Origin of the sequence: Pseudomonas sp. P7548 (assembly GCF_013386585.1) — a bacterium.
GTDB lineage: Bacteria > Pseudomonadota > Gammaproteobacteria > Pseudomonadales > Pseudomonadaceae > Aquipseudomonas.
The window spans coordinates 17,450-30,219 of sequence record NZ_JACARO010000052.1; the positions used below are offsets into that span (position 1 = coordinate 17,450).

Sequence of the window (12,770 nt, forward strand, 5' to 3'; positions counted from 1 at the left end):
TTCGGAGGTTATATGAAGTCTGTATTGGCCATTCTGGCGTGTGTGTTGAGTGTGTTCGGCAGCCAGGTTTCGTTCGCCGCCGTGTGCCGCTTTTCGGACGACAACCCGTTGGGCAACCGGGGAGTGACCGCCACCATGCCGTTGTTGGGGACGAACATTACGGTGGGTCGTGATGTGCCCTTGGGGGCCGAGGTGTATCGCCAGACGTTCGCTCCCGCCAGCGTCATCAAAACCACGTGCAACGACATCAGCACCTACGCGATTGAACGCAACTTCTTCACCCGCACGCCGATGCCGTTGAGCAGTTGGTCGTCGGGGCCCTATGCCGGGAAAATCTATGAAAGTGGCGTGCCCGGGATCGGCATCGTGGTGACGCATGGCAATGATGCCGTGCCCTATGACTGGAACTGGATGAACTGCACCAATTGGACCGTCACCTGCATCGTTTCGATGGGCACGGGGACGCTCTCGTTCACGGTTCTTTTCATCAAGACCGGGCCTGTGTCTGCGGGTGTCGTCAATGGCAGCAACATCCCATCGCCGGGTCGCAACCTGATCACCGACCTGACGATGGACATGATCCGTCTCAACTTCTCCGGCAGCATCAATATCGTCTCGCGCACCTGCGCCACGCCGGACGTCGCGGTGCCCATGGGCAGCCATCAACTCAGTGAGTTTTCCGGGCGCAACACCTTCACGCCCTGGAAGGATTTCTCCATTGCCCTGAACAACTGCCCGGCGTTCAACGGCTACTACCAGAGCAGTGGGCCGACCTGGACCAGCGATGGCGGCAGCGGCCTGGTGGGCAACCTGGACTCGCGCAAGAGCAACGTACTGCGGGTGCGCATCGACCCGACGCTGGCGGCGGTCAACCCCACTCAAGGCATTTTGAACGTCAACCCCAGTGCGCCCGGCGACAGCCCGGCCGCTACCGGTGTGGGAGTGCAGGTGGCCGACAGTCACGGCACGCCCTTGCCCCTGGCCACCTTGCGTGCCAGTGGTATCACACCGCGTGCCGATGAAGGGGCCAGCTATTCCATACCGCTCAAGGCCCGCTACATCCAGACCGAAGACCGCATCACGGCCGGTCCGGCGAATGCCACCGCCACCTTCACCATTGACTATTACTGAGGCTTTTTCATGTCATTTCTACCGCTGCGGGTCCTGGTACTAGAGGACCACCTGTTCCAACGTTCCGTGGCCGTCAGCTTGTTGAAGCAACTGGGCTGTGGCGAAGTGCTGGAAGCCGCCAATGGCGACGAGGCCCTGGTGGCGCTGCACCGCGCCGGCCGCGTGGATGTGGTGGTGTGTGACTTGCAAATGGATGGCATGGACGGCCTGGAGTTTATCCAGCGCATCAGTGCCACCGGGCAGGTGGGCGCGATCATCGTCAGCAGTGGCCTGCCCTGGGATGTGCGCCGCGCGGTGCGCCAGATGGGGGCGTTGCTGGGGGTGAACATGCTCGGGGATATTGGCAAGCCGTTGCAGGCCGAAGCCCTGCAGCCATTGCTGGAACTCGCGTTGAGCCAGCGCCCGGTGGTCCCTGACGTGCAGTCGCCGCTGGACATCGCCGATGAACCGCAGGTACGCCAGGCCATTCTCGACCAGCAACTGGAGGCCTGGTACCAGCCCAAGTTCGACCTGCAGACCGGTGCCGTGCTCGGGGTGGAAGTGTTGGCGCGCTGGAACCACCCGTTCAAGGGGGTGCAGTCGCCTGCGGTGTTTTTGCCGGCGATGGAAAAAGCCGGCCTGATGGACGAACTGCTGTTTGCCCTGATGCGCCAGGGCCTGTCCTTGCAACGTCAGGCCAAGGGCCAGGGGTTGAGCCTGGACCTGGCGTTCAACCTGCACGCAGCGCAGTTGGCCGATGCCGGCTTGACCGCCCATATCAAGGGCCTGCTCAGTGCCTACCAGGCACCCTGCGCAGGCATCACCTTTGAACTCACCGAGAGCGGCCTGCTGGAAGTGCCTGCCGTGTCCCTGGAAAACCTGGTGCGCCTGCGCATGCTCGGTTGCCGCCTGTCCATCGATGATTTCGGTGCCGGGTTTTCCTCGTTGCAGCGCCTGTGCCAGTTGCCGTTCAACGAGATCAAGCTCGACGCCGAATTCGTCCGTGGCCTGGCCCATGAGCCACGCTGCCGCGCGGTGATCGGCAGCACCCTGGCCCTGGGCAAGACCCTGGACATGTCGGTGGTGGTGGAGGGTATCGAAACCGCCGAGCAGCACCAGCAACTGTTGGAACTGGGCTGCACCCAGGGCCAGGGCTACTGGCATGCACGGCCGATGCAGGGCGCCGACCTGTTGCGCCTGCTGCAAGGCAACGCGCAACTGCGCCGCTGGAGCCAGCCATGATCAATAAAGCCCTGCGCATCATGATCGCCGACCCGCAGCACCACCAGCGCCTGCGCCTGGAACAGGACTTCAATCGCCAGGGCTATTACGCCATTGCGCCGGTGTCGAGCCTGGATGAAATGCTCACGCTGCTCGATTATGGCGGCCTGGGCTTTGACCTGGTGCTGGTGAATGCCAGCCTGGCCGCGAGCGAGCGTTTTGACCTGTCGGCCTATTGCCTGGAGCACCCACGGGTGGGCCAGGCGTTGATCTACGCGGTGCCCCAGCGACAAACGGCCTAAAGTCCGAGCCGTCGTGGACGACTACCTTCTTAACTACACAAGAAGGAGCGTCGGCATGAACCTCAAGCGTTTGTCATTGGTTACCGGCTTTCTTGCGGTGTGGGCGGGAAACTGCATGGCCGCCTCCTCGGGTGTCATTCAGTTTCACGGGAGCATTGTCGAGCCTGGCTGTGTGCCGGACGCACCGGGCGGCGCCGCAATGCTGTTGAAAAACTGCCCGCAAGCGTCTCGCGGTAGCCAGTTCGACGTACAACCTGCCCGTAGCGTCCAGGCGCTGGGCAACGCTGCGGTCAACGTCAAGCTGGTGACGGACAGCGGCGAGGGGCGTTATTACGACCAGCGGTATGTGCTGGTGGATTCACGGGGCAAGCCCATTCAATCGGGGGCCTACGTGGTCACCATGACCGCACCCTGAGGACGGTTGAGGTTATTTTGAGCCGGATGAGCGTCAACAACCGGGCCGCAAACCTATAGAATGCTCGGCGGCGGCGCTTGTCCTGGGCGGCCGCTTGATCATCGCCAGAGTACCGCGCCCTTCAATGAGCATTTCAGCCGCAACCCCCCAAGCCAACTGGCAACCGGTCATCGCCCTCGCGCTGGCCGCGTTTGTGTTCAACACCACCGAATTCGTCCCCGTCGGGCTGCTCAGCGCCATTGGCGCCAGCTTCGACATGCCCATCGCCAGCGTCGGCCTGATGCTCACCATCTACGCCTGGATCGTGTCCCTGACCTCGCTGCCGGTGATGCTGCTGACCCGTAACGTCGAGCGGCGCAAATTGCTGATCGTGCTGTTCGGCCTGTTCATCGCCAGCCATGTCCTGTCCAGTGTCGCCACCAGCTTCGGCATCCTGATGCTCAGCCGGGTCGGTATTGCCTTGTCCCATGCGCTGTTCTGGTCGATCACCGCCTCGCTGGCGGTGCGCCTGGCGCCAGAAGGCAAGCAGGTGCAAGCCCTCGGCCTGCTGGCTACGGGCACGTCCCTGGCAATGGTGCTGGGTATTCCCCTGGGTCGCCTGCTGGGCGAAGCCATGGGCTGGCGCACCACGTTCCTGGTGATCGGTGCCTTTGCGGCCGCCCTGGTGTTTTGGCTGGCGCGCACCTTGCCGTTGCTGCCCAGCCAGAACTCCGGCTCCCTGCGCAGCCTGCCGTTGCTGTTCAAGCGTCCGGCGCTGGTGGCGCTCTACGTGCTCACCGCCATGACCGTGACCGCGCAATTCACCGCCTACAGCTACATCGAACCCTTCGTCGAAGGCGTGGCCGGCATGAGCGGCGGCGCCGTGACCCTGATCCTGCTGGTCTTCGGCGGCGCGGGCATCATTGGCTCGCTGCTGTTCAGCCTGGTGCACCGCTTCAACCCGCACCTGTTCGTGGTCGGCGCGGTCTCCATCCTGGCCGCCTGCCTGGCGTTGCTGTTGCCCCTGAGCGGGGCCGAGTCGTACCTGGTGGCACTGAGTGTGTTCTGGGGCATGGCGATCATGGGATTCGGCCTGGCCATGCAATCGAAGGTGCTGGTACTGGCGCCGGATGCCACGGACGTGGCCATGGCGATGTTCTCCGGCATCTACAACATCGGCATCGGCGGCGGCGCGCTGATGGGCAGTTGGGTTGGCAGCCACTTCGGCTTCGCCTGGATCGGCGCGGCGGGCGGCTTGCTGGCAGCGGTGGCGCTGATCGGCTATTGCCTGGCGATTCGCAGATTCGGCACGGGTGTTCCCCGTCCATGAGGAGGCAGCGTATGACGATAAAACCTGCGGTGTTTGCATTGCTTGCCAGCGCGTCGGCGCTGCTGCTCAGCTCCTCAAGCTCTGCCGCCAGTTTCGACTGCACCAAGGCCAAGGCGCCTGACGAAATCACCATCTGCAAGCACGTCAGCCTCAATGACCAGGATGTGACCATGGCGTTGCTCTACGACCTGAACAAGCACTTCATGGCCATGGGCGGACGCGGTTCGTTGATGGACGGGCAGGCCGAATGGCTCAAAAAACGCCACACCTGCGGCGCGAACGTGAGCTGTTTGAGCGATGCCTATACGCAGCGGATTGGCATGCTGCGTGGGTTTATCGATGAGCGGGTGATGACGAAGGGGCCGTTCTGAACGTTAGTGCAGGCGGTGTTCGAAGCCCGGTAAAGAAGACCTCATAAAAACCAGACAAGTCTCACGGAGAATCTGGTTACGCATTGCTACCGTCGCCCAGGACCGCACACATCCCGTGTGACGGCACCTGAGTAGCAATGGAGTCGCGTGTGCAAAAGCGTTTGACTGTAGAGTTTCTGGGCACTTTCTGGCTGACGTTCGGCGGCTGCGGCAGTGCGATCCTGGCGGCGGCATTTCCTGGGTTGGGCATTGGTTTTGCCGGCGTAGCCCTGGCGTTTGGTCTCACCGTGTTGACCATGGCCTATGCGGTGGGGGGGATTTCCGGCGGGCATTTCAACCCGGCGGTGACCGTCGGCCTGTGGGTGGGGCAGCGCGTGTGCGGTGCAAAGGTGTTGCCGTATATCGTGGCGCAGGTCATCGGTGCGATTGCCGCGGCTGCGGCCCTGTATGTGATTGCCAACGGCCAGCCAGGTTTCGAGATGGGCGGCTTTGCGGCCAACGGCTACGGCGCGTTAAGCCCGGGCCTGTTCGACATGAAGGCCGCGCTGGTGGCTGAAGTGATCGCCACGTTCTTCTTTGTGCTGATCATCATGCGCGTCACCGCGCCGGGCCCGGCCGCCGCCTTTGCGCCGATTGCCATCGGCCTGGCCTTGACCCTGATTCACTTGATCCTGATCCCGGTGACCAATACTTCGGTCAACCCTGCACGCAGCACCGGCCCGGCGTTGTTTGCAGGCGGCGAATACATTGCGCAGCTGTGGCTGTTCTGGCTGGCACCGATGGTTGGTGGCGTGCTGGGGGCGCTGTCGGCGCGTGCATTGGACGAACGCAGCCCGGCGTGATACGGCGGCTTTTGCAGGAGCGCGCTTGTGCGCTCCTGCAGAAAACCTGCGTTACAGCGCAGCCAGTACGGCCTCGAGTTTTTCCTGGTCCCGCGCGAACTGGCGAATGCCTTCGGCGAGTTTTTCGGTGGCCATTGCATCTTCATTCGACGCCCAACGGAACTGCGCTTCGGTCAGTGGTTGGCGCGCTTCACCCGTGGCGCCCGGCACCAGTTTGCGTGCCAGTGTGCCGTTGTCGTCGGCCAGCTTTTGCAGCAGGTCCGGGCTGATGGTCAGGCGATCACACCCCGCCAGTTCTTCGATCTGGCTGAGGGTGCGGAAGCTGGCGCCCATGACCACGGTCGGGATGTCGTTGGCCTTGTAGTAGTTGTAGATGCGTGTCACCGACTGCACACCCGGGTCTTCGGCACCGGTGTAGTCCAGGCCGGTGTTCTTGCGGTACCAATCGTAGATGCGGCCCACGAATGGCGAGATCAGGAACACCCCTGCGTCGGCGCAGGCCACGGCCTGGGCGAAGGAGAAGAGCAGGGTGAGGTTGGTCTGGATACCGGCTTTTTCCAGGCGCTCGGCGGTGCGGATGCCTTCCCAGGTGGAGGCCAGCTTGATCAGCACGCGGTCGCGGCCGATACCGGCCTGGTCGTACAGGGCGATCAACTGGTTGGCCTTGGCCCACAGCGCTTGCTCGTCGAAGGACAGGCGAGCATCCACTTCGGTGGAGATACGCCCCGGGATCACCTTGAGAATGCCGGCCCCCACGGATACCGCGAAGTGATCGCAGGCCAGGTCTACATTGCCCTTGGAGTGGGCGACGGCGCTGCGCAGCAGTTCGGCATATTCCGGAATGGCCGCGGCCTTGAGCAGCAGCGACGGGTTGGTGGTGGCGTCCACCGGGCGCAGGCGGCTGATGGCTTCCAGGTCGCCGGTGTCGCAGACCACGGTGGTGAACGCTTTGAGTTGTTCGAGCTTGGACTTCATGGGCAGCAGTCTCCAGAAAAGGGGTTAGTGGTTCAGGGCCTGGGCGGTGTCGAGGTCGGTGATCAGGATGTCGAGGTAGCCGCCCTTGAGCGCGCCGCGAATCGCCTGGACCTTGTTCAGCCCGCCCGCCAGGCCAAGCACACGTTGGATCGAGCGCAGTTTGGGCAATGCCACCGACACCACGAATTCTTCGTCTTCTTCCAGCACCGGTTTGCCCTGGGCGTCGAAGTAACGCAGGCAGATATCGCCCACGGCGCCGCGCTCGGCGAGCAGGCGCAGCATGTCTTCGGTGTAGTAGTTGCCGCTGTTGCGCAGCAGTTGCGAGGGTTCCAGGTCACCAATGCCGACGATCGCCAGGGTGATGCTGTCAAAGCGCTGCAGCACCTCCTTGACCTCTTCCATCTGCACGATGCGCTGCTTGCTTTCCACCGATTGCTCGATGCTCTGGGACGGCAGCAGGAACGCCGGGCAGTTGAGCAGGGTGGCCAGGCGCTGGGTGAGCAGGGTGGCTTCGAAGGCGCCTTTGTGGCCCACGCCGCCGAGCAATTGCACCACTTCCTGGGCGCCTTGCTTGCCCGGTTGCGCGTGCAAATGGCCGACCATGGCGCGGATGGTGCTGCTCCACGACGATATGCCGATATGGTCCTGGGGCGACAGGCTGGTTTCCAGGTAATGCGCCGCCGCCGAACCGATGGCCTGCTTGATGCTTTCATCGCTACCGGGTTCGGTGGCTTCCACCACGATCACCCGGCGCACGCCGTAGCGCCGTTGCAACTGGGTTTCCAGTTCCAGGTGCAGGCCTTGCAGGCGCATCACGCTGATCTTCACCACGCCTTCCTGCAGCGCCCGGCGCAGGGCGCGGCTGATAAAGGACTGGGACAGGTCCAGTTGTTCGGAAATCTCGGACTGCTTCAGCCCTTCTTCGTAATAGAGGCTGGCGATCTTGGTGATCAGGCGCTGTTCTTCGATCTGGCTCATGAAAGCCTCAATAAATGAATCAATGTCGGTGAGGATACCAAACCCTTACGACATGATCAGGCCGCCATCGATATTGATCGCCTGACCGGTCAGGTAGGCCGCGTCGTCAGAGGCCAGAAACGCCACCAGACCTGCCACATCCGAGGGTTTGCCGGCGCGGCGCAGGGGGATGTTCTTGACCCATTCGGCCATCAGTTCGCCCTTGCCGTAGCGTTTTTCATCGGTACTGAGGATCTCGCCCCACACGCGGTCGTTGTAGTCCCACATTTCGCTTTCGATGATGCCGGGGCAAAACGCGTTGACCGTGATGTTGTGTCGCGCCAGTTCCAGCGCCAGGCTTTGGGTGATACCGATGACGCCCATCTTGCTCGCCGCGTAGTGCGGCGTATAGATGAACCCCTGGCGGCCCTGGCCGGACGAGGTGTTGATCAGGCGCCCGCTGCCTTGCTTGACCATGTACTTGGCCGCTTCCCGGCAGCCCAGCCAGACGCCGGTGGTGTTGACGTGCAGCACCTTGTCGAAGTCGGCACGGGGCATTTTGTCGTAGTGATCAATGGTGATGATGCCGGCGTTCTGCACCGACACGTCGATGCTGCCAAAGCGCGCATGGCCTTCGCGGTAGAGCTTTTCGATATCTTCTTCGTTGGTGACGTCGATGCCCAGGGCGAGGGTGGCGACCTTGTATTCCTGGGCCAACTGGGCGGCGGTGAAGGTCACGCGCTCCAGGTCGTTGGAGGCCAGCACCAGGTTGGCGCCTTCCTGGGCGAAGCGTTCGGCAATGCCGGCGCCGATGCCACGGCAAGCGCCGGTGATGACTACAGTTTTACCGCTGAAGCGTTGCGACATGACAAAAGGCTCCAAAAAAGGCTTACCAGCAGACAAAACCGCCATCGACCAACAGGTCGACGCCGGTGCAGAACGACGAGGCCTGGCTGACCAGGAAAATCGCCGGGCCGACCATTTCTTCCACGCTGGCCATGCGGCCCATGGGCGTGGTCTGTTCAAAGATCTTCACCTGGTCGGCCACCTCCGGGCGCGAGTTCATCGGCGTGGCGGTGTAGCCGGGGCTGATGCAATTGACCCGCAGGCCCTTGTCGGCCCATTCCATCGCCAGGCTTTTGCTCAGGTGGATGACCCCGGCCTTGGACGTGTTGTAGTGGGCTTGCAGCAAACCCCGGTTGACGATGCTGCCGGACATGGACGCGATGTTGACGATAGCGCCTTTGCCCCGGGGCAGCATCACCGCGGCCTGGGCCTGGCAACTGAGGAAAATCCCGGTGAGGTTGATGTCCAGGGTGGTCTGCCAGCGTTGCAGCTCCAGGTCTTCGGCGGCCTGGGCATTGGCGATGCCGGCGCAGTTGACGGCCACGCTGAGTTCGCCGAGTTCGGCTTCGGTGCGGGCCACCGCCGCGTCGAGGGCAGCGCGCTCGGTGACCGTGCCGCTCAGGGCCAGGGCGCGACGGCCCTGGGCCTGGATGCGTTCCACGGTGCTGGCGATGCCGGGGCTGCCCGGCAGGTCAAAACAGGCCACATCGGCCCCAGCCTCGGCCAGCCCGACCGCGATGGCCTGGCCAATCCCGCTGCCGGCGCCGGTGACGAAGGCGACCTGGCCGTGAAGACTAAAAAGTTGCATGAACGACTCCATTATTTGAAATAACACCGAACCCCTGTGGGAGCTTCATTGTTTGCGAAGGTAGGGCACTAGGCCGTGGCCATTTCCATCACCGAAACCGGTGTTGCCTCGCCACGCTCCAATATCCCCATCTGCCGGCCCCGGCTCATCACCATCACCCGATGGGACAGGCCGAGCACTTCATCCAGGTCCGAACTCACCACAATCACCGCCATGCCTTTGGCTGCCAGGTCTGCGATCACTTCATAGATCGCCGCCCGTGCGCCCACGTCGATACCGCGAGTGGGCTCGTCGAGGATGAACACTTTGGGATTGCGCGCCAGCCATTTGGCAATGATCACCTTCTGCTGGTTGCCGCCCGACAAACTGGAAATCCGCGACTGCGGCGCACCTTTCACGCCCAGCCGTGCCACCGCCGTGCGCGCGAACTCGCGCAGCGGGGCAGGCAGCACCCAACCGCGTTTGTCCAGCAGGTCGGTGTTGCCATAGATCAGGTTGTCTTCGATGCGATGTTCCACCACCACGCCTTGCTGCTTGCGGTCTTCGGGCACCAGCACCACACCGGCCTGGATCGCCTCGAAGGGCGAGCGCAATTGGCGAATCTCACCATCCAACACCATATGCCCCTTGATGTCCTGGGCCGCGCCGGCAATGGTGCGCACCAGCTCGGTCCGCCCGGCGCCGACCACACCGGCAATGCCAAACACTTCACCAGCGCGCACGCTGAAATCGATGCCGTGCAACGCAAACTCACGGCAACTCAGGTCCTTGACCTGCAACATCACGTGTTCCTTGGGCGCCTGCAACGTCGGGAAAATTCGCTCCAGGCTGCGCCCGACCATCTGTTCTACCAGCTCGCGCACCGGCACTTGGGCCGTGGCGTGCAGGGCGATCTGGCGACCGTCACGCAGCACCAGCACGCGGTCGGCGATGCGCGCGATTTCTTCCAGGCGATGGCTGATATAGATAAACGACACACCTTCAGCCTTGAGCCGCTCCACCTGCTGGAACAACAGCTCGGTTTCTTCACCGCCCAGGGCGGCCGTGGGCTCGTCGAGGATCAGCAGCCGCGCCTTGAGGGTCAGCGCCTTGGCGATTTCCACCAGTTGTTGGGCGGCCACGCTCAGGCCTTCGACCTTGCGCGACGCCGGCACCTTGAGCCCCAGGCGTTCCAACTGGATCTGCGCCTGGGCCTCGATGTAGTCGCGGTCGACCCGCCCGTGACGCATGGGCAGGCGGCCGACGAAGATGTTTTCGGCGATCGACAATTGCGGCAGCAGGCGGATTTCCTGGTGGATCAGGCCGATACCGGCACCCAACGCGGCCCCCGGTGAACCGGGGGCGTAGGGCTGGCCCAGCCAGGTCATGCTGCCTCCGGCTTCGGGTTGCACCAGCCCGGCGATGATCGACGACAAGGTCGACTTGCCCGCGCCGTTCTCGCCGAGCAGGGCCAGCACTTCACCGGGGCGAATGTCCACGTTGACCTGGGACAGCACCTGCACCGGCCCATAGGCCTTGCTGATATTGCGCAGGCACAGCACCGCCTCAGCGGTGGTATCCAGAGCGGCTGCTCTCATGACGATCTCCGAGGTTTACGGGTGCTGTTGCAGGAACGGCGCGACGTTTTCTTTGGTGGTCAACACGGTCGGCAGCAGTTGTTCCTTGGGCACGGCTTTACCGGCCTTGAGGTCGATGGCCGACGCCACGGCCAGGCGCCCCATTTTCTGGGTCTGCTGGGTCATGGTCGCGTTCAGCACGCCACTTTCCACGGCCTTGAGCCCGGCGACGTCGCCGTCGAAACCCACCACCACGACTTTGTGATCCAGGTTGCCGACCTTCACCGCCTGGGCGGCACCGAGGGCCATGGCATCGGCGCGGCCGAAGAACACGCTGATGTTCGGGTCACGCTGGAGCAGGTCCTGGGCCACGGCGAAGCCTTTGTCCTGGGCCCATTCGGCCGGTTGCTGGGCGACCACCTTGAGGTCCGGGAAGGCTTTCAAGCCTTCTTCGAAGCCTTTGGCCCGGTCAATTTCAGGCGTGGTGCCCAACTGGCCTTGCAGGATGGCGATGCGGCCTTTGCCGTCGGTGATCTTGCCCACGTATTCGGCGAGGGTCTTGGCCCCGGCCACGCTGTCGCTGGCGATAAAGGTGTCACCCGGGGCATCGGGCGCGTTGCGGTCCACGGCAATCACCGGGATGCCAGCGGCCTTGGCGGCCTTGACCGGTACACCGGCTGCGGTGGCACCGGCCGGGATGTAGATCAACACGTCGATCTGGCGGGTGATCAGGTCTTCAATCTGGCTGACCTGGGTGGACGAGTTGCCCTGGGCGTCCACGGTGATCACCTTGATCCCCTTGGCCTTGCCCTCGGCTTCCACCGATTGCTTGATCTGGTTGAAGAAGTCGGCCTGCAGGTTGGCCACGGCCAGGCCGATGGTCAGGTCCTTGGCCCAGGTGGTGCCGGCTGCGGTGAGGGTGGCGGCCGCGAGTGCGGTGGCGATAAGCAGTTTCTTGGGGCTGAACATGTCGGTGACTCCTGGTTTTATTGTTGGAGGGTGTCAACTGTCGAACAGGTTTATCGGGCGGTGCTGGAGCGGCGTCGCAGGGTGTCGATGGTCACGGCGAGGGCGATGACCACGCCGATCACCACTTGTTGAATGAAGGGCGAGACGCCGAGCAGGTTCAGGCCATTGCGCAACACGCCAATGATCAGCACGCCCACCAGGGTGCCGCCGATGCTGCCCACGCCACCGCTGAGGCTGGCCCCGCCAATCACCACGGCGGCGATGGCATCCAGTTCCAGGCTCAGGCCGGCGCTGGGTTGGGACGAGTCGAGGCGGGCGGCGAGGGTGACGGCGGCGATACCGGCCAGGGCGCCGCTGATGGCGTAGACCCACAGGGTGATCGCACGCACCTTGATGCCTGACAAGCGCGCCACTTCGGGGCTGCCGCCCATGGCATAGAGGTTGCGGCCACCGGCACGAAAGCGCAGGAACACCCAAGCCACCACCAGCATCACCAGAAACAGGCCGACCGTGGCCGAGAGGAAGCCGAAATGCCGCACCGTGGCCAGGCTGGTGAACCAGTCCGGGTAGCCGACGATCTGCCGGCCTTCGGTGAGGATGTTCGCCAGGCCCCGGGCCACCGACATCATGGTCAGCGTGGCAATGAACGGCGGCAGCTTGGCGTAGGTAATCAGCCCACCGGAGACCAGCCCGGCGAGCATGCCGCTGGCGATCGAGATCGGAATCGCAAAGCCCAGGGGCATGGCCTGGTCCTGGTACAACCAGCCCAGCATCATCATCGAGAACGCCAGCACCGAGCCGACCGACAGGTCGATGCCGCCGATCACGATCACCGCCGTCATGCCAATCGCCAGGATGCCCAGCACGGTGACCTGATCGAGGATGTTCAGGCCATTGCGCAACGAGAAGAAGAATTCGGAACTGAAGGAGAAGACCAGCACCAGCAACACAAGGCCGATCAGCGGGCCACCGATGTTGCTGGGAAGCAGTTTCACCAGCCGGGGACGGCGGGTCGGCTTGAGATCGGCCGGGTGATGGACAGAGGCTTTGGCGTCCACATTGTTCTCCTGACTTATTTTTTTTGGAGTT

General features: G+C 63.2%; 14 protein-coding genes. 7 read left to right on the plus strand and 7 right to left on the minus strand.

What is annotated here, in order from left to right; genetic code table 11:
- Nucleotides 1-12 precede the first annotated feature (12 nt).
- The 7 genes from HX803_RS21245 (at nucleotide 13) to aqpZ (ending at nucleotide 5,570) form a co-directional block, all read left to right on the plus strand.
- On the plus strand, nucleotides 13-1,131 hold the full coding sequence (locus HX803_RS21245) for a fimbrial protein (RefSeq protein ID WP_178923253.1): 1,119 nt from the start codon (nucleotides 13-15) through the stop codon (nucleotides 1,129-1,131).
- 9 nt (nucleotides 1,132-1,140) lie between these two features.
- On the plus strand, nucleotides 1,141-2,352 hold the full coding sequence (locus HX803_RS21250) for an EAL domain-containing protein (protein ID WP_178923255.1): 1,212 nt from the start codon (nucleotides 1,141-1,143) through the stop codon (nucleotides 2,350-2,352).
- On the plus strand, nucleotides 2,349-2,633 hold the full coding sequence (locus HX803_RS21255; RefSeq protein ID WP_178923257.1) for a hypothetical protein: 285 nt from the start codon (nucleotides 2,349-2,351) through the stop codon (nucleotides 2,631-2,633). The genes HX803_RS21250 and HX803_RS21255 overlap by 4 nt, the downstream gene beginning before the upstream one ends.
- Before the next feature lie 55 nt (nucleotides 2,634-2,688).
- Complete coding sequence (locus tag HX803_RS21260) at nucleotides 2,689-3,048, plus strand: type 1 fimbrial protein (protein WP_178923259.1); 360 nt, start codon at nucleotides 2,689-2,691, stop codon at nucleotides 3,046-3,048.
- Nucleotides 3,049-3,172: 124 nt separating this feature from the next.
- Nucleotides 3,173-4,357, plus strand: a complete 1,185-nt coding sequence (locus HX803_RS21265; protein WP_178923262.1) for a sugar transporter — start codon at nucleotides 3,173-3,175, stop codon at nucleotides 4,355-4,357.
- Nucleotides 4,358-4,368: 11 nt separating this feature from the next.
- Nucleotides 4,369-4,728 (plus strand): lysozyme inhibitor LprI family protein, encoded by a 360-nt coding sequence (locus tag HX803_RS21270; RefSeq protein ID WP_178923264.1) that lies wholly within the window; start codon nucleotides 4,369-4,371, stop codon nucleotides 4,726-4,728.
- 137 nt (nucleotides 4,729-4,865) lie between these two features.
- Nucleotides 4,866-5,570: an aquaporin Z gene (gene aqpZ, locus HX803_RS21275; protein ID WP_178923266.1), complete on the plus strand. Its 705-nt coding sequence runs from the start codon at nucleotides 4,866-4,868 to the stop codon at nucleotides 5,568-5,570.
- Between the two features lie 51 nt (nucleotides 5,571-5,621).
- Here aqpZ and tal read toward each other — a convergent pair whose 3' ends face one another.
- From tal to HX803_RS21310, 7 genes are all read right to left on the minus strand, one after another.
- Nucleotides 5,622-6,545, minus strand: coding sequence for a transaldolase (gene tal, locus HX803_RS21280; RefSeq protein WP_178923268.1), 924 nt, complete (start codon nucleotides 6,543-6,545; stop codon nucleotides 5,622-5,624).
- A gap of 24 nt (nucleotides 6,546-6,569) precedes the next feature.
- Nucleotides 6,570-7,523 carry a sugar-binding transcriptional regulator gene (locus tag HX803_RS21285; RefSeq protein WP_178923270.1) on the minus strand — a complete coding sequence of 318 codons (954 nt, stop codon included), beginning with the start codon at nucleotides 7,521-7,523 and terminating at the stop codon, nucleotides 6,570-6,572.
- 45 nt (nucleotides 7,524-7,568) lie between these two features.
- Nucleotides 7,569-8,369, minus strand: a complete 801-nt coding sequence (locus tag HX803_RS21290) for an SDR family oxidoreductase (protein WP_178923272.1) — start codon at nucleotides 8,367-8,369, stop codon at nucleotides 7,569-7,571.
- 22 nt (nucleotides 8,370-8,391) lie between these two features.
- Nucleotides 8,392-9,156, minus strand: a complete 765-nt coding sequence (locus HX803_RS21295; protein ID WP_178923274.1) for an SDR family oxidoreductase — start codon at nucleotides 9,154-9,156, stop codon at nucleotides 8,392-8,394.
- 68 nt (nucleotides 9,157-9,224) lie between these two features.
- On the minus strand, nucleotides 9,225-10,733 hold the full coding sequence (locus HX803_RS21300) for a sugar ABC transporter ATP-binding protein (protein ID WP_178923276.1): 1,509 nt from the start codon (nucleotides 10,731-10,733) through the stop codon (nucleotides 9,225-9,227).
- Between the two features lie 15 nt (nucleotides 10,734-10,748).
- Nucleotides 10,749-11,681, minus strand: a complete 933-nt coding sequence (locus tag HX803_RS21305; RefSeq protein ID WP_176999006.1) for a sugar ABC transporter substrate-binding protein — start codon at nucleotides 11,679-11,681, stop codon at nucleotides 10,749-10,751.
- A 50-nt stretch (nucleotides 11,682-11,731) separates the two neighbouring features.
- A complete protein-coding gene (locus HX803_RS21310; protein WP_176999007.1) occupies nucleotides 11,732-12,739 on the minus strand; it encodes an ABC transporter permease in 1,008 nt (335 codons plus the stop codon).
- Nucleotides 12,740-12,770: the final 31 nt, after the last annotated feature.

What these genes read in the sequence shown, in the direction of transcription:
- HX803_RS21300 (WP_178923276.1), bottom strand. Translation starts at nt 10,733, where the DNA reads ATGAGAGCAGCCGCTCTGGATACCACCGCTGAGGCGGTGCTGTGCCTG.
- HX803_RS21305 (WP_176999006.1), bottom strand. Translation starts at nt 11,681, where the DNA reads ATGTTCAGCCCCAAGAAACTGCTTATCGCCACCGCACTCGCGGCCGCC.
- HX803_RS21285 (WP_178923270.1), bottom strand. Translation starts at nt 7,523, where the DNA reads ATGAGCCAGATCGAAGAACAGCGCCTGATCACCAAGATCGCCAGCCTC.
- HX803_RS21265 (WP_178923262.1), top strand. Translation starts at nt 3,173, where the DNA reads ATGAGCATTTCAGCCGCAACCCCCCAAGCCAACTGGCAACCGGTCATC.
- HX803_RS21295 (WP_178923274.1), bottom strand. Translation starts at nt 9,156, where the DNA reads ATGCAACTTTTTAGTCTTCACGGCCAGGTCGCCTTCGTCACCGGCGCC.
- HX803_RS21255 (WP_178923257.1), top strand. Translation starts at nt 2,349, where the DNA reads ATGATCAATAAAGCCCTGCGCATCATGATCGCCGACCCGCAGCACCAC.
- HX803_RS21245 (WP_178923253.1), top strand. Translation starts at nt 13, where the DNA reads ATGAAGTCTGTATTGGCCATTCTGGCGTGTGTGTTGAGTGTGTTCGGC.
- HX803_RS21260 (WP_178923259.1), top strand. Translation starts at nt 2,689, where the DNA reads ATGAACCTCAAGCGTTTGTCATTGGTTACCGGCTTTCTTGCGGTGTGG.
- HX803_RS21270 (WP_178923264.1), top strand. Translation starts at nt 4,369, where the DNA reads ATGACGATAAAACCTGCGGTGTTTGCATTGCTTGCCAGCGCGTCGGCG.
- tal (WP_178923268.1), bottom strand. Translation starts at nt 6,545, where the DNA reads ATGAAGTCCAAGCTCGAACAACTCAAAGCGTTCACCACCGTGGTCTGC.
- aqpZ (WP_178923266.1), top strand. Translation starts at nt 4,866, where the DNA reads ATGGAGTCGCGTGTGCAAAAGCGTTTGACTGTAGAGTTTCTGGGCACT.
- HX803_RS21290 (WP_178923272.1), bottom strand. Translation starts at nt 8,369, where the DNA reads ATGTCGCAACGCTTCAGCGGTAAAACTGTAGTCATCACCGGCGCTTGC.
- HX803_RS21250 (WP_178923255.1), top strand. Translation starts at nt 1,141, where the DNA reads ATGTCATTTCTACCGCTGCGGGTCCTGGTACTAGAGGACCACCTGTTC.